The organism is Streptomyces sp. NPDC055815 (assembly GCF_053616475.1).
Genome location: NZ_JBSHDU010000014.1, coordinates 40292 through 54770, shown reverse-complemented (window position 1 = coordinate 54770; position 14479 = coordinate 40292). Strand labels below are relative to the sequence as shown.

Annotated in this window: 13 protein-coding genes; 3 read left to right on the top strand and 10 right to left on the bottom strand. The window is 72.4% G+C overall.

Features of this window, described 5'->3' with window-relative positions; genetic code table 11:
- Nucleotides 1–44: 44 nt before the first annotated feature.
- Nucleotides 45–1625 (top strand): LuxR family transcriptional regulator, encoded by a 1581-nt coding sequence (locus ACWGN5_RS12255; protein WP_453513809.1) that lies wholly within the window; start codon nucleotides 45–47, stop codon nucleotides 1623–1625.
- A 166-nt stretch (nucleotides 1626–1791) separates the two neighbouring features.
- On the opposite strand, the gene ACWGN5_RS12250 is transcribed toward ACWGN5_RS12255, so the two are convergent.
- The 3 genes from ACWGN5_RS12250 to leuA form a co-directional block, all read right to left on the bottom strand.
- Complete coding sequence (locus ACWGN5_RS12250; RefSeq protein WP_453513808.1) at nucleotides 1792–2484, bottom strand: TerB family tellurite resistance protein; 693 nt, start codon at nucleotides 2482–2484, stop codon at nucleotides 1792–1794.
- A 131-nt stretch (nucleotides 2485–2615) separates the two neighbouring features.
- Nucleotides 2616–3902 (bottom strand): choice-of-anchor A family protein, encoded by a 1287-nt coding sequence (locus ACWGN5_RS12245; RefSeq protein WP_453513806.1) that lies wholly within the window; start codon nucleotides 3900–3902, stop codon nucleotides 2616–2618.
- Nucleotides 3903–4161: 259 nt separating this feature from the next.
- The gene (leuA, locus tag ACWGN5_RS12240) at nucleotides 4162–5925 is read right to left on the bottom strand and encodes a 2-isopropylmalate synthase (protein ID WP_453513805.1); all 1764 of its coding nucleotides are present in this window, start codon (nucleotides 5923–5925) and stop codon (nucleotides 4162–4164) included.
- Between the two features lie 293 nt (nucleotides 5926–6218).
- Here leuA and ACWGN5_RS12235 point away from each other — a divergent pair, with 293 nt between their 5' ends.
- Nucleotides 6219–7262: a M4 family metallopeptidase gene (locus ACWGN5_RS12235; RefSeq protein ID WP_453513803.1), complete on the top strand. Its 1044-nt coding sequence runs from the start codon at nucleotides 6219–6221 to the stop codon at nucleotides 7260–7262.
- 21 nt (nucleotides 7263–7283) lie between these two features.
- On the top strand, nucleotides 7284–7535 hold the full coding sequence (locus ACWGN5_RS12230; protein WP_453513801.1) for a protealysin inhibitor emfourin: 252 nt from the start codon (nucleotides 7284–7286) through the stop codon (nucleotides 7533–7535).
- A gap of 3 nt (nucleotides 7536–7538) precedes the next feature.
- Here the strand turns inward: ACWGN5_RS12230 and ACWGN5_RS12225 are convergent, their stop codons facing one another.
- The 7 genes from ACWGN5_RS12225 to ACWGN5_RS12195 all read right to left on the bottom strand — a co-directional run bounded on the left by ACWGN5_RS12225 (nucleotide 7539) and on the right by ACWGN5_RS12195 (nucleotide 14405).
- The gene (locus ACWGN5_RS12225) at nucleotides 7539–8846 is read right to left on the bottom strand and encodes a TerD family protein (protein ID WP_453513800.1); all 1308 of its coding nucleotides are present in this window, start codon (nucleotides 8844–8846) and stop codon (nucleotides 7539–7541) included.
- 42 nt (nucleotides 8847–8888) lie between these two features.
- Nucleotides 8889–9839 carry a GTPase Era gene (gene era, locus ACWGN5_RS12220; protein ID WP_370468173.1) on the bottom strand — a complete coding sequence of 317 codons (951 nt, stop codon included), beginning with the start codon at nucleotides 9837–9839 and terminating at the stop codon, nucleotides 8889–8891.
- 21 nt (nucleotides 9840–9860) lie between these two features.
- Nucleotides 9861–10805 (bottom strand): WxL protein peptidoglycan domain-containing protein, encoded by a 945-nt coding sequence (locus tag ACWGN5_RS12215; protein WP_453513797.1) that lies wholly within the window; start codon nucleotides 10803–10805, stop codon nucleotides 9861–9863.
- Nucleotides 10806–10869: 64 nt separating this feature from the next.
- Complete coding sequence (locus ACWGN5_RS12210) at nucleotides 10870–12201, bottom strand: beta-xylosidase (protein ID WP_453513796.1); 1332 nt, start codon at nucleotides 12199–12201, stop codon at nucleotides 10870–10872.
- A gap of 242 nt (nucleotides 12202–12443) precedes the next feature.
- Nucleotides 12444–12923 (bottom strand): hypothetical protein, encoded by a 480-nt coding sequence (locus ACWGN5_RS12205; protein WP_453513795.1) that lies wholly within the window; start codon nucleotides 12921–12923, stop codon nucleotides 12444–12446.
- A 270-nt stretch (nucleotides 12924–13193) separates the two neighbouring features.
- On the bottom strand, nucleotides 13194–13556 hold the full coding sequence (locus ACWGN5_RS12200) for a cytidine/deoxycytidylate deaminase family protein (RefSeq protein WP_189801886.1): 363 nt from the start codon (nucleotides 13554–13556) through the stop codon (nucleotides 13194–13196).
- A 27-nt stretch (nucleotides 13557–13583) separates the two neighbouring features.
- On the bottom strand, nucleotides 13584–14405 hold the full coding sequence (locus ACWGN5_RS12195; protein ID WP_453513930.1) for a helix-turn-helix transcriptional regulator: 822 nt from the start codon (nucleotides 14403–14405) through the stop codon (nucleotides 13584–13586).
- Nucleotides 14406–14479: the final 74 nt, after the last annotated feature.

Sequence of the window (14479 nt, the reverse complement as noted above, 5' to 3'; positions counted from 1 at the left end):
CCCTCCCGGTCCTACCCTGGAAGGACCCGGAAGAGGTGAGGGCCATGTCCGCACCCACGATCGACCGGATCGCGCGGGCCAGGACCGCGGCGGCCCGGGAGTCCTGGGCCGAGGCGTACGGGCTGCTGCACGCCCACGACGAGCACCCCACGCGCGCGCTGAGCGCCGACGACCTGACGATCCTGGCCGACGCCGCCTGGTGGACCGGCCATGTGGACGAGTCCGTCGCGGCCCGGCTGCGGGCCCACGCGACGTACGTGGCGGGCGGCGACCACCGGGGCGCCGGCCTTGCCTCGTGGTGGCTGTCGGACGAGTACGAGGGCCTCGGGCGGCCCGCGGCGGCGGCCGGCTGGCTGCACCGGGCCCATCACCATCTGGACGACCAACCGCCCTGCCCCGAGAAGTGCTTCCTCGCGTGGACCGACGCGGAGGAGGCGGCGGCCCGCGGCGACCACGCGGCCGCGCTCGCGGCGGCACGCCGCATGAACCGGCTCGCCCTCCGCTCCGGCAGCCCGGACCTCCTGGCCCTCAGCCGGCAGGCGGAGGCCTCCGTCCTCCTCGCGGACGGCCGGCGCGCCGAGGCCCTGGCGCTCCTCGACGAGGCGATGCGCGCGGTGACGGCCGGCGAACTGAGCGGCATGTTCACGGGCCGCCTCTACGACCTGGCGATCAGCCAGTGCATGGAGACGGCGGACTTCGGCCGCGCGGTGACGTGGACGAACGCGGCCATGGAATGGTGCGAACCGCCGTGGACGGGTACGGGTACGGGCCCCATGACCGTCCCCTCCGGTGAGAACCCCTTCCGCGGGGTGTGCCGGGCGCACCGGGTCGAGGTGCTCGACCTCCTCGGCGCGTGGGCGCTCGCCGAGGCGGAGGCCCGCCTCGCCTGCCGGGAGGTGCCGGTGGACCGCCTGGAGTCGGCGGCCGCCGCGTACTACGCCGCCGGGGACGTCCAGCGGCGCCAGGGCCGTCTGGAGGAGGCCGCCGCCTCGTACGCGCACGCCCATGAACTCGGCAGGCTCCCGCAGCCGGGCCTCGCGCTGCTGCGGCTCGCGCAGGGCCGCGCCGACGCGGCGGTGGCGGGCGTCGGCCTGGCGCTCGCCTGCCGGCGCGACCCCGCCCACGACCTCCTCGGCCGGGCGCGGCTGCTCGCCGCCCGCACCGAGGTCGCCCTCGCCGTCCGTGACGTGCCCGGGGCCGCGGGCGCGGCGGCGGAGCTGGAGGTCCTGGCCGGGGACGTCCCGCTGCTCCGGGCGATGGCCGACACGGCGCGGGGCGCGGTGGCCCTGGCGGAGGCCCGCCCGGAACCCGCGCTGCGGCTGCTGCGGCGGGCGCTCGCGGGATGGCTGGAGCTACGGATCCCGTACGAGGCCGCGCGGACGCGGACGCTGGTGGCTACGGCGGCGCGGTCGCTGGGCGACGAGGAAACGTCCCGCCGAGAACTGACCGCCTCCCGAACCACCCTCGAACACCTCGGAGCGGCCCCAGTCGCCCACCCCGTTGTGGGCGCGCTTCCACCCGTTGTGGGCACGCTCCCGCCCGTTGTGGGCAATCGTTCCGCTGGGGCGGAACGGGTGGGCACAACGGAACGGCGCCCCCAGCCGGGCCTAGGCTCCCGCGCCTGAACCCGCACCACGTCGTGCACCGCGCATCCCGTGCGGGTCCAGGCGCGGAACGCGGAGGCGCCGCTGAAGGGCGCCGTCCGTGTGCCCACCCTCCCCCAAGCTCTCGGCTTCGCTCGAGCAGGGGGGACCCCCATCGCCCTGCGGGACGATTGCCCACACGAGGGGGCTACGGGACCGTGCGGGCCGTCGTCAGGAGGCGGACCGTGTCCTCGGGCGCGAGCGCCAGCGCGTTCCCGACGGTCCCCAGGACCTCCGTCTCGGCCGGCGTGTACGCGCCGTCCGCGAGCGCGATCCGCGCCGCCTGGACCAGGATCGACTCCCGCCCGGCGGGCGCCAGGTGCGGGGTGAGCGGCTCCAGGGCCTCGTGGAGCTCGATCGACAGGAGCGTGCCCTCGGGGTTCACCTCGGGCATGAAGCGCCCGGTGTCCGCCTCCAGGGCCTCGACGAGGTCGACGAGCTGGACGGCCGTGCACTCGGCGAAGCCGGCGGACCGGACCGCGGTGACGGCCCGGTCCAGGACCTCGCGGGACTCGGTGCCGCCGGCCGCGAGGACGGCCAGGGCGACGGTGTGCACGGCGTCCCGCAGCATCGCGGAGAAGCGGCTCGTCGTCGGGTGGTCGAGCACCTCCGTACCGAAGTGCGTGTGACAGGCCGCGCACTCGACGACGGGGCCGGTACAGCCCCGGGGCAGGACGGGGACGCCCAGGACGGCGAACCTGCGGCGGCCGGTGCGCCGCCGGTAGTTGCGGTCGCCCCCGCACTCCTCGCAGAAGAACTCGCCGTCTCCGACGGTGTTCCAGGAGGTGCGGATTCCGCAGACGCCCACTTTCCCACCACGTGAATTCCGGGCAGACCGCACACGCACCTCCTCAACGGCCCGGCTGCACTGCCGGCGTTGGCGTGATGTTAGCCACATCCTTGATGTGGCGTCAGCACCCCGTCAGGACTTCACCGCGGACTTGGCCGAGACACGTCACCGCTCTCGCGAGATCAGGAAGTGCGGCGGCGGCGCTTCGCGAAGGCCAGGAAGCCTCCGCCGACGGCGACGGCGGCCACGGCGGCGGCGATGACACCCGGGCCGATGGCCGAACCGGTCGTCGCGAGATCACCCTCCGGGGTGGCGGACGGAGCGGGGGCGGGCGCGGTGGTGGCCTCCCCCGGGGTCGCCGGGGTGCTCGGGGCGCCCGGGGTGGACGGGGACGCGGTGGGGGTCCCGGTGTCCTCCGGGGTGGTCGGCGTGCCCTCGGTCGGCGGGGTGGTGGGCGCCGGGGTGTCGGTCGGCTTCGGCGGCTCGGGGGTGACGACCGGGCCGGGGGTGGTCACCTCGGGGAGGCAGCCGGTGAAGTTCATCCGGTGGGTCTCGGAGCCGGGGACGGTGTCCAGCGACTCGGCGATGACGGAGCCGTTGACGTGCCCGCTGGTCATGGTGACGGCGGCGGTGGGCGCGAGGATGGCGCCGGGCCAGGCGGCGTTGTTCTTCTTGAGGGTCTCGGCCTGCGGGAAGTTCCACAGCAGCTTGGAGCGGATGCTCTTGTGGCCGTCGGTGTGCCGGTCGTAGTCGTCCTGGACGTACGCGCCGCCGTCGGAGATCCAGACGCCGGAGGTGGGCTTGGCCCCCATGTCGTACGAGGTGCCGACGACGTTCACGAGGGTGGAGGAGCCGGCCGGGACCTTGAGGTAGATCTCGCCGGCCTTCTCCAGGTCGGCGCTGCTCACGGCGAAGACGTTCAGCTTCGCGTCCGTGCCGGTGAGGTAGAGGGCGCGTCCGTCGACGGCCGCCTCGCCGGTGGGCCGCACGGCCGCCCACCCGGCGGACAGCGTGCGCAGCCGGGTGAACTCCTTGCCGAAGTCGATCGGGGAGGGCCCGGTCGCGACCTTGTCGCCGTCGACGTCGAAGCCGGCGCCCCGGGAGTTGTCGACGACCTTGCCGGCGATGCCGGTTCCCTTGACCAGGACCACGCCGTTGGCCTTGAGGGTGCCGCCGACGACGAGGCTGTGCCCGCCGGGCAGCCCGGCGAGGTCGGTGTCGGTGAGGCGGGAGCCGACGGAGAAGCCGGACGTGCCCGGTTCGCCGAAGGTGGCGTCGCCGCCGACGGCGACCGCGCCTTCGGAGTCCGCGTGGCGGACGGAGTCCTTCTCGACGAACTCGGCGTACAGACCGGCCGTGCCGAGCGGATGCGACACGCACTCCGTGGTGGTGGCGGAGGCGGCGGGGGCCCAGCTGAGGGCGGCACCGGTCACCGCGAGGACGGCGGCCACGGCAGCGGTCGTGCGCATACGGAACTCCAGGTCAGGGAGTACGGAGAGGGGAGGCGTGGGGGGTCCCGAGGGGGATGGTCCGTACCATCCGCCAGACCGTGATGTGCCGTCAACTCACCCCATATGACACCGATTCCGATATCGCCGGACGATCCTCCTTAAGCGAACCTGAAGCGAACCTGAAGCGACCGGAACCGTGACGCGGCTCACACATGCCGCTGCCCCGCACCCTCCGGGAGGAAGGGTGCGGGGCAGCGGACGGCGGGGTGGAGCGGGGTCAGCGGGCGGAGCGGTTGACCGCCGAGATGACCGCCTTCAGGGAGGCGCGGGTCGTGTTGGCGTCGATGCCGATGCCCCACAGGACCTTGCCGTCGATGGCGCACTCGATGTACGAGGCGGCCTGCGCGGAGGCGCCCTCGCTCATCGTGTGCTCCTGGTAGTCGAGCAGGCGGGCGTCCACGCCGACCGACTGCAGGGCGTCGAAGAAGGCGGAGATCGGACCGTTGCCGGAGCCGGTCAGGACGGTGTCGACGCCGTCGACGACCGCCTCGACGCGCAGGGTGTCGGTGCCGTCCGTGTCCGAGGTGGACTGGCCGGAGCGCAGCTGGATGCGGCCCCAGGCGTTGTCCGGGTTGGGCAGGTACTCGTCCTGGAAGACGGCCCAGATCGCGGCCGGCGTGACCTCGCCGCCCTCGCTGTCGGTCTTCTGCTGGATGATCTTCGAGAACTCGATCTGCATCCGGCGGGGCAGGTCCAGCTTGTGGTCGTTCTTCAGGACGTACGCGATGCCGCCCTTGCCGGACTGCGAGTTGACCCGGATGACGGCCTCGTAGGAGCGGCCGACGTCCTTCGGGTCGATCGGCAGGTACGGCACCGCCCACTCGATCTCGTCCACCGTCTTGCCCTGGGCGGCCGCGTCGGCCTCCATGGCGTCGAAGCCCTTCTTGATGGCGTCCTGGTGGGAGCCGGAGAAGGCGGTGTAGACCAGGTCGCCCGCGTAGGGGTGGCGCGGGTGGACCTCCATCTGGTTGCAGTACTCGGACGTACGGCGGATCTCGTCGATCTGGGAGAAGTCGATCTGCGGGTCGACGCCCTGCGAGAACAGGTTCATGCCCAGGGTCACCAGGTCGACGTTGCCGGTCCGCTCGCCCTGCCCGAACAGGCAGCCCTCGATGCGGTCGGCGCCGGCCATGATCGCCAGCTCGGCAGCCGCCACGGCCGTGCCGCGGTCGTTGTGCGGGTGGACGGAGATGCAGATGTGCTCGCGGCGGGTCAGGTTCCGGGACATCCACTCGAAGCGGTCCGCGTGCGTGGACGGGGTCGAACGCTCCACGGTGGCGGGCAGGTTGAGGATGATCTCGCGGCCCGGGCCGGGCTGCCAGACGTCACAGACCGCCTCGCAGACCTCCAGGGCGAAGTCCAGCTCGGTGTCGGTGAAGATCTCGGGGCTGTACTGGTAGCCGAAGGTGGTCTCCGGGCCCAGCAGCTTCTCCGCGTACTCCATCACCAGCCGGGTGCCGTCCACGGCGATCTGCTTGATCTGCTCCTTCGAGCCGCGGAAGACGACCCGGCGGAAGGTGGGCGCGGTGGCGTTGTACAGGTGGACCGTGGCGCGCTTGGCGCCGATCAGGGACTCCACGGTCCGCTCGATCAGGTCCTCGCGGGCCTGGGTCAGGACGGAGATGGTGACGTCGTCCGGGATCGCGCCCTCTTCGATGATGGAGCGCACGAACGCGAAGTCGGTCTCGCCGGAGGACGGGAAGCCGACCTCGATCTCCTTGTAGCCCATGCGTACGAGCAGGTCGAACATCTCGCGCTTGCGGGCCGGGGACATCGGGTCGATCAGGGCCTGGTTGCCGTCGCGCAGGTCCGTGGACAGCCAGCGGGGCGCCTTGGTGATGCGCTGCTCGGGCCAGGTCCGGTCGGGGATGGTCACGGCCTCGTACTGGCCGTACTTGTGGATCGGCATCCCGGACGGCTGCTGCGTGTGGGTCGCGTTGGTGATGGGCGTCGGGCGGCTGACGAAAGGCGACTGAGACATTGCGTAGGGCTCCTCGGGTCCAGCAAAAAGGACGGCCGACTGTCGAACGCAACACCAAAACCCGCGGGGAGGGGGTCGGCCTACGACTACAGGCCCTCGCCGCGGCAGCTAAGGAGAAGCAGCCCGAAACGCATGATGTGCGTCACCATAGCCCAGGTCCGAGAAAGGCGGACGTCCTGTTTCAGTATGCGGGACGGCGTCCGCGTCAAGGGCGAAAGGTGACCCATCACTCCATTTCGCCAATCGTCGTCGCTACTCGTGACACCGGCGGTACGCAGTGCCACATTGCCGTTATGACCTCCCACCCGCCTGTCTTCTGCTCGATCGTCCCGCCCCACGTCCTGGAGCGGCTCGCCCGGTCGGCCGATCCGGCCGTCGCCGAGGCCGCCCGCCGCACCCTCGCGGTGGACCTCACCCAGCGCGCCACCCGCACCGAGCGCACCGCGCCCGCACCCTCGGGTGACGGTGCCGGAAAGCCCCGGCGCACGATCTACGACGCCAAGAACGGCACCCAGCTCCCCGGCCACCAGGTGCGCGACGAGGGCGAGCCGCCGCTCACCGACGACACGGCCAACCGCGCCTACGCCGGCCTCGGCGCCACCTTCGACCTCTTCCTGAACGCCTTCGGCCACGACTCGATCGACGGCGCCGGGCTGCCGCTGCGCGCCACCGTCCACTTCGACGAGAAGTACGACAACGCCTTCTGGAACGGCGAGCAGATGGTGTTCGGCGACGGCGACGGCGAGCTCTTCCTCGACTTCACGATCCCGGTCGACGTCATCGGCCACGAGCTGGCCCACGGCTTCACCCAGTACTCCGCGAACCTCGCGTACTACGGCCAGTCGGGGGCGCTCAACGAGCACGTCTCGGACGTCTTCGGCTCGCTCGTGAAGCAGTACGCCCTCGGCCAGGGCGCGGAGCAGGCCGACTGGCTCATCGGCGCCGGGCTGCTCGGCCCCGCCGTCGACGCGGGAACGGCGCTGCGGTCCATGAAGGCCCCCGGCACCGCGTACGACGACGACGTCCTCGGCAAGGACCCGCAGCCCGCGCACATGGACGACTACGTCCGCACCAGCTCCGACAACGGCGGGGTGCACATCAACTCGGGCATCCCCAACCACGCCTTCTACCTGCTCGCCACCGAGCTCGGCGGCAACGCCTGGGAGCGGCCCGGCCGGATCTGGTACGCGACGATGACCGGCGGGACCCTGACCGAGGAGGCCCGGTTCGGCGAGTTCGCGCGGGCGACGGTGACGTCGGCGCGGGACCTCTACGACGACGAGACGGCCGAGGCCGTGCGCCGCGCCTGGTCGGGCGTCGGAGTGTCCACGTCCTGAGCGGACTGGTAGACAGGGCCCATGCGGATTCGAGTGCGGCGCACGGGCGGTTTCGCGGGCATCGAGCGGTCGGCGGAGGTGGAGGTCGCGGGACCCGAATGGGACTCCCTGACCTCCACCGTCCTCGCGGAGAGCGACGGTGACGCCAAGGGCGTGCCGGACGGCTTCTCGTACGAGATCACCGTCGACGGCCGCACGGTCCGCTGCCGCGACCCGCACCTCACGGACGCCCAGAGGACCCTCGTCACGAGGGTCCTCAAGGAAGGGGCGTAGGACCTAGCGGGAGGCGCGGCGCCAGAACCGGTTCTCCTTCGGCGGCCTGACCTTCAGGGACCAGTCGCCCTCGGCGCTGCGGACCTGCACGAGCAGGGGCCCTTCGGGCAGCGGACGCGTGTCCCTGGGGAGCCTGCTCGCGTCCGTGGCGAGCAGGTGATCGCGGCCGTCCGGCTCGTGGCCCCGCACGCTGAAGTACGCGTGGCCGAGCCTCGTGTGAAGCCGGGAGCTGAGCAGGGCGGCGGGCCCCGTGTACAGCAGGACGTCGCCGCCCCGCCCCTCGGCGGTGCCGTCCAGGGCCTCCACGGTGCTCACCGGACGGAGGGCGACCGTCCACTGCTCGTCGTGGCCGCTCACGCGCAGGCGCAGCGGGCGCTTGCCGTCGTACCGCAGGAGCCCACGGCCCTCGTGGTCCTTCAGGGTCGTGCTCGCGAGCAGGACGTCGCCGTTGTCCTTCTCGTCGAGGGTCCGCACGGAGAAGTAGCCGTCGCCCCTCCGGGTCGTGTCGACGACGAGGTAACCGGCCGGAATCGGCACGTCGACGGTGATGACGGCCTGGCCCTTGCCGCTGCGGAAGAACTCCGGGAAGTCCTCGCCGAAGAGCTCGACGTCCGACCGGGGGCCGAGTCGCGGCGGCCGCTGGACGGGGACCCGTGCCGGTGTCCGCGCAGCGGCGGCCTCGTCCTCGCGGACCTTCGCAAGGAGCTCCTCGGGGATGGCCTCCGGCCCGGGCGGGGCGTCCTCGGGGACGGGCTCTTCCTCGGCGGCCGGCTCCGGGTCCCTGCCCACGATGCCGAAGTCCTCGGCGAGGCCGACGAGCCCGGAGGCGTACCCCTGGCCCACGGCCCGGAACTTCCAGGCCCCGTCGCGCCGGTAGTACTCGCCGAGGAGGAACGCCGTCTCGGTGCTCGCGTCGTCGACCTCGTACAGCGCCAGCTGCTCGCCGGTGGCGGCGCTGGTCGTCCGTATGTGGAGCCCCGGCACCTGGCCGAACGTGCCGTCCTCGCTGGAGGCGGTGATCACGATGCGCTGGACGGCGGGCTCCACGCGCCCGGTGTCGATCTCCAGCCAGTCGGCGACCCGCTCCTCCCCGTCCTGCACCTGCCCGAGCAGGCGCACCGCGCCGGACGCGTGCACGGGCTGGTTGTAGAAGACCAGGTCGCCGTCGCCCCTGACCCGGCCCTCGGCGTCGAGCAGCAGTGCCGAGGCGTCGACCTCCGGCACGCCCTCGCCGGCGGCCCGCCGGACGACCGCGATCCGCCACACCTGCCCGGGGACCGGCAGGTTTCCCCCCTTGACGATCTCTGTCACGCCGCCATGCTGACACGCGCCCCCGGAGGCTGTCCGGCAGACCTAGAAGCCGAGCTTCCTCAGCTGCTTCGGGTCCCGCTGCCAGTCCTTCGCGACCTTCACGTGCAGGTCGAGGAAGACCGGGGTGCCGAGGAGGGCCTCGATGTGCTTGCGGGACTTCATGCCGACCTCCTTGAGGCGGCTGCCCTTCGGGCCGATGATGATGCCCTTCTGGCTGGGGCGCTCGATGTACACGTTGGCGTGGATGTCGAGCAGCGGCCGGTCCGCCGGGCGGTTCTCGCGCGGGATCATCTCCTCGACGACCACCGCGATCGAGTGCGGCAGCTCGTCCCGTACGCCTTCGAGCGCGGCCTCGCGGATCAGCTCCGCGACCATGACCTGCTCCGGCTCGTCCGTGAGGTCGCCCTCCGGGTAGAGCGGCGGGGACTCCGGCAGGAGCGGGATCAGCAGGTCGGCGACGAGCTGGACCTGCTTGTTGCCGACGGCCGAGACCGGCACGATCTGCGCCCACTCGAAGCCGAGCTCCTTGCCGAGCTGGTCGATCGCGATGAGCTGCTCGGCGAGGGTCTTGGAGTCGACCAGGTCGGTCTTGGTGATGATCGCGACCTTGGGCGTCTTCTTGATCCCGGCGAGCTCCTTGGCGATGAAGCGGTCGCCGGGGCCGAGCTTCTGGTCGGCGGGCAGGCAGAAGCCGATCACGTCGACCTCGGCCCAGGTGGTGCGGACGACGTCGTTGAGCCGCTCGCCGAGGAGGGTGCGCGGCTTGTGGAGGCCGGGGGTGTCGACCAGGATCAGCTGGGCGTCCGGGCGGTGCACGATGCCGCGGACGGTGTGCCGGGTGGTCTGCGGCCGGTTCGAGGTGATGGCCACCTTCTGGCCGACCAGAGCGTTCGTGAGGGTGGACTTGCCCGCGTTGGGGCGGCCGACGAAGCAGGCGAAGCCGGCCCGGTGGACGGCTTCGGTTTCTTGGTTGCGAGCGCTCATGGGGGCCATTGTCCCCGATGAGCGCCCGCGTCACGTACTCAGTGCCCGGCGGCGGCGTATCCGCAGGCCGTAGAGCCCGGCCGCGCCGCCCGCGGCGAGGATCGCGGCGGCGAGCCAGGGCAGGGCGAGGAAGGACACGGTGCCGGTCTCCCGCACGTCCTTCGCGGTGGCGGTGAGGGTGACGTCGCCCCAGTCGAGCTGCGGGGAGCCGGTCCAGCGCTCCGTGAGCCGGATCTTCTGGCGGGGCAGCAGTTCGGCGGGGACCTTCGCGAGGTCGCGGTCGAGGAGGGTGCGGCCGAAGAGGCCCTCGGCCTTCAGGACGACCTTGGGGTTGAGGGTGACGTTGCCCCGGTTGTGCAGGGTGTACGAGACGAGGGCGCTGCTCGTACGGGTGCCGGGGACCAGCGGCCGGTCCTGGTCGAGGCTGACGTCCTCGACGGCGAGGGCGGGGACGGTCGGCCCGTTGACCCGGAGGTAGACGCGGGCGCCGACCGCGCGCTGCACGCCGACGGCGACGGAGCCCTTCCCGCCCGGGGCGATCCGCTCGTCGAGGGCGACGAGGGCGCCGGGGTGGTCGCCGGGGTCGGCGTCGGCGGGGACGGTCAGCGTGTACGGCACGGTGACGGAGGAGCGGGGCGGGACGGTGATCCGGGTCCGCTCGGGCTTGATCCAGGCGCCGGCGCCGGTCTGCTTCTCGCTCTGGGTGCGGACGGCGAAGCCGCCGTCGCGGTCGGTGTTGTAGGCGTCGGCGCCGTACAGCCGGAAGGTGAGCGGGGCAGCGGTCTTGTTGGCGACGGTGACGCGGTCGGTGAGCGTCGTGCCGGGGTCGGCGGAGAGGTAGAAGTACGGGCGGCCGCCGAGCTCGGCGGCGGCCGGGTAGACGGCCCACTCGCCGTTCTCGGCGGCCCGGGCGCCCGGCGCGAGGCCGAGGAGCGCGAGGAGGGTGCTCAGGAGGAGTGCGGACAGCTTGCGCACGGTGCGGACCCCCGGGGTGCGGATCGGAGCGGGCCGGCCGGGTGCGCGCCCGGCCCGCGAGCGGTCAGGACAGGGTCAGCGTGAGCACGCCCGCGTACGAGCCGGGCGCGGTGAACGCCGGGACGTCGAGGGAGAGCTGCGCGTCGACGGTGAACTCGCCGCCCGTGAGGGTGCCGTTCGGCGTGGAGGCGAGGGTCGCGCCGCCGCTGCCGACCGGTCCCGCGGAGCCTGCGGCGCAGGCGCTGGGGCTGCCGGCCTTGGCGGTGCAGGCGGGGGTCCAGGAAAGGTTCCCGGCGCCGATGGCGCCGCCGGGGCCGGTGAAGTCGGTGACCTTGCCGGTCAGCGACCAGCCGGCGGGGCCGCCGCGGAAGTCCTTGACGGTCACCGTCCGGAGCGCGCCGGTGGCCGCGCCGCCCGCGCCGAAGTCGACGGAGGACAGCTGGACGGCGTCCCCTGCCTGGGTCATGGACAGCTCACCCGCGTTGACGGCCGCGGTGATCGTCTGGCTGTTCGGCGGCGCCGGGACGATGACCTTGTACGCGGCGGGGCCCGCACCCTTCTCGGGGTCCCAGGCCGTGCCCTCGTACGCCACGATCCCGGTGGTCGCCGGGTCGTTGACCTTGAGGCGCGCGGCGAAGCCGCCCTCGCTGTCGGTGGTGACGGTCATCTTGTCGGCGGTCTCCGCCGCTCCGGCGCGGCCGACGACGGTGACCTCGGTGAGCGGGGTGAACCTGGAGCCGGTGACGGTGACGCGGACACCCGGGTCGCCGGAGGCGTTGTCGAGCTGGAGCGTCCGGGTGTTGGGGCTGGTCACGGGGCTCGCGACGACCGTCTCGGAGACCGGGGCGGGCGGGTTGAGCACCGTACAGGGGGTGTCCAGCTCCATGAGGTAGCTGGTGTGGATGTTGTAGTCGCCGGGCGAGAGGGTGATCGAGCCGGCCGCGGTGGCGGTGAAGGTGCCCGTCATGGAGAAGGCCGGGAAGGAGCCCTTGCCGGGGACCGGCGGGTTCTTCTTGGGTCCTGTGACGGTGACCGTGCCGGTCTGGGCGCCGCCGAGGACCACCTTGCCGCTGGGCGTCATGATGTCGGCCGGGAGCGCCAGGTCGACGGGGTTGGACGCGGCGGGCTTGGTGACCGTGTAGGTCACGGTGACGGTCTCGCCGACCTTGGGGCTGGTCTTGTCGACCGTGATCTGGGCGGTGGTGGCGCCCTCGATCGGCGGGATCTGGGCGACCGGCGGCGGGACGCAGCGGGTCTGGAATTCCACCGACTGCGAGGTGGTCGCGGCGCCGGCCGGGGCGGCGAGCGCGCCGCCGGCGACCGCGAGGGCGGTGACGCCGAGGACGGCGGTCCAGCGCCGTCTTCGGGCCGCCGCCCGGGATCGGGTGAGTGCCATGTGTGTGCCCCCTCCTGAGGGATGAGTGGGCGCCATTGACGGCCGCGGGCGGAGAGAAGTCAATGGAATCGAATTCCACCGACTGATGACCCATCAGATACTGTCAAGATCATGACATGCCGGGCATTTCCCCAGGTCACGACGGAGACCGGTGCCGCCCACGGCGACACCGGTCAGAGTGGTACAGGCCCAGCTGAAGGGCTCAGCCGAAAGGGCTCAGCCGAAAGGCTCAGCCGAAAGGCTCAGCTGAAGACGAACGGACCCGGCGACTGCGAGGTCACCGCGTCACAGTTCACCGTGATCCCGAAGATCACCATCTTGAGGGCGACCCCCGCGAAGTACGAGTTGAGACTGTCGCCCGAGGCCACGGTCCCGCTCAGCGGGCCCATGACGACCGGCTGTCCGGCGGAGAGCGCCGGGTTCTTCTTCCCGGTGAAGACCCGGGTGCCGCCGCCGGCCTTGGCCATCGTCAGCGTGGAGCTGATCGAGTCGGCGCCGACCGCGATCGGCGTCGTGACGGCCGAGCTGACGGTGATGGTCGCGGCGGTGCCGCTCTGCGTGGCCGTGAGGGTGGCGGTGCCGCCGCCCCAGCTGCCGCAGTCGTACGTCGCCGTCGCCGAGCCCGGCGACACGGCGCCGGCCGTCGGGGCGAAGGCGAGTCCGGCGGCGGCGAGCGCCCCGGTGAGTACCGCGACGGTCCCTAAGGTGCTTCTGCTTCTCATGGCGAGTTCGAACCCCTTTCGATACCGAACGCAGGGGTGCGGACGCTGCGTGAAGGATGGAGATCTGACGGTCCGTCGGACGAACCGCTGTCATTGACGCGCAGACCGCCGGGGAAGGCAAGAGAAGATGCGGTGATCCTTCACAAACACACAAGGACAGCGGGGCCCGGCGTGTCGCCGGGCCCCGCTGTCCTGATCTCGCCGCTCGCGAATGCCTCGGCGAGGGCCTGTCTGACCATTCGCGTCGGATCAGGCCCTAGGCACCCGGGCTCAGCCCGCGGTGACCGCCACGCGCAGCTGCCCGTCCGGACCCGCGAGCAGCACCGGGGTCTCCGGGCCGCCGAGGTCCCGTACCGCCGCGCGGTCCTCGTCCGAGGCCGCCTCGGCGTTCGACACCACGGCCGCCGCCTCCAGGGACTGGGCCCCGCTGGCCACGGCCATCGCGACCGCGGTCCGCAGCGCGCTCAGCTTGAGCGACTCCAGCTCCACGGTGCCCGCCACATACGTGCGGCCCGTCTCGTCGCGTACGGCCGCACCCTCGGGCACGCCGTTACGGGCGCGGGCGCTCCGCGCAAGGGTGATGATCTTGAGGTCCTCGGCGCCGAGGTCGCCGTGCTCGCTGCTGAGTGTCATGAACCGAGCATAGGTCCGCGAGGACGATCAGCCCGCGACCGGGTACATCGCCCCGCGACGCCCCTCCGGCGACACCAGCCACTCCAGCTTCTCCGCCGTGTCCGCCTCCGGCAGCGGGGTGTGCATCACGATGACCAGGTCCGGCCGGGCCGGGACCCTGAGCTGGGTCGACTCCACGACCAGCGTGCCGACCAGCGGGTGCTCCATCTCCTTGCGGTTCTGGCCGCCCGGCAGGATGTCCCGCCGCTCCCACAGCTCGGCGAACTCCGCGCTCGCCTCCTTGGCCGACTCGACCACCGCCTGGAAGCCCTCGTCGTCCGGGCACTCCGAGCACGCCGAGCGGAACTGGGCGACGACCTTCGGCGCGAGCTCCTCCCAGCGCGTCGACCGCGCGCGGTACAGCGGGTCCGTGAAGAAGGCGACCAGGCAGTTCTGCACGATCTCCGGCCGCATCCCGAGCACGATCGACGCCGCGTCGTTCCACATCACCGTGTTCCAGTACTGGTCCATGATGTGCGCCGGGAACGGCATCCACGCGTCGATGAGCCGCCGGAGCCCGTGGCACATGTCCCGGTCCTCCGGGGCCGGTTCGAGCGCCGGCGGGTTCAGCGCCGCCAGGACGTACAGATGGCGGCGCTCTGCGGGGCTCAGCCGCAGCACCCGCGCCACCGAGTCGAGGACCTGCGGGGAGACCGTGATGTCCCGGCCCTGTTCGAGCCACTGGTACCAGGAGACCCCGACGCCCGCGAGGACCGCGACCTCCTCGCGGCGCAGGCCCGGGGTGCGGCGGCGGGCGCCGCCGTCCGGGAGTCCCGCCTCGGCCGGGCTGACCCGGGCCCGACGGCTCATCAGGAACTCGCGCAGTTCGGCCAGTCGGTGCTGCTTCGCGCTGGTGCTCTCGAGAGCGGTGGCCACGTGTGCTT

Excerpts from the sequence above, each read along its gene's own strand:
- ACWGN5_RS12200 (WP_189801886.1), bottom strand. The coding sequence starts at position 13,556 with ATGACACTCAGCAGCGAGCACGGCGACCTCGGCGCCGAGGACCTCAAG.
- ACWGN5_RS12230 (WP_453513801.1), top strand. The coding sequence starts at position 7,284 with ATGCGGATTCGAGTGCGGCGCACGGGCGGTTTCGCGGGCATCGAGCGG.
- leuA (WP_453513805.1), bottom strand. The coding sequence starts at position 5,925 with ATGTCTCAGTCGCCTTTCGTCAGCCGCCCGACGCCCATCACCAACGCG.
- ACWGN5_RS12255 (WP_453513809.1), top strand. The coding sequence starts at position 45 with ATGTCCGCACCCACGATCGACCGGATCGCGCGGGCCAGGACCGCGGCG.
- ACWGN5_RS12195 (WP_453513930.1), bottom strand. The coding sequence starts at position 14,405 with ATGAGCCGTCGGGCCCGGGTCAGCCCGGCCGAGGCGGGACTCCCGGAC.
- ACWGN5_RS12235 (WP_453513803.1), top strand. The coding sequence starts at position 6,219 with ATGACCTCCCACCCGCCTGTCTTCTGCTCGATCGTCCCGCCCCACGTC.
- ACWGN5_RS12210 (WP_453513796.1), bottom strand. The coding sequence starts at position 12,201 with ATGGCACTCACCCGATCCCGGGCGGCGGCCCGAAGACGGCGCTGGACC.
- ACWGN5_RS12245 (WP_453513806.1), bottom strand. The coding sequence starts at position 3,902 with ATGCGCACGACCGCTGCCGTGGCCGCCGTCCTCGCGGTGACCGGTGCC.
- era (WP_370468173.1), bottom strand. The coding sequence starts at position 9,839 with ATGGCCCCCATGAGCGCTCGCAACCAAGAAACCGAAGCCGTCCACCGG.
- ACWGN5_RS12205 (WP_453513795.1), bottom strand. The coding sequence starts at position 12,923 with ATGAGAAGCAGAAGCACCTTAGGGACCGTCGCGGTACTCACCGGGGCG.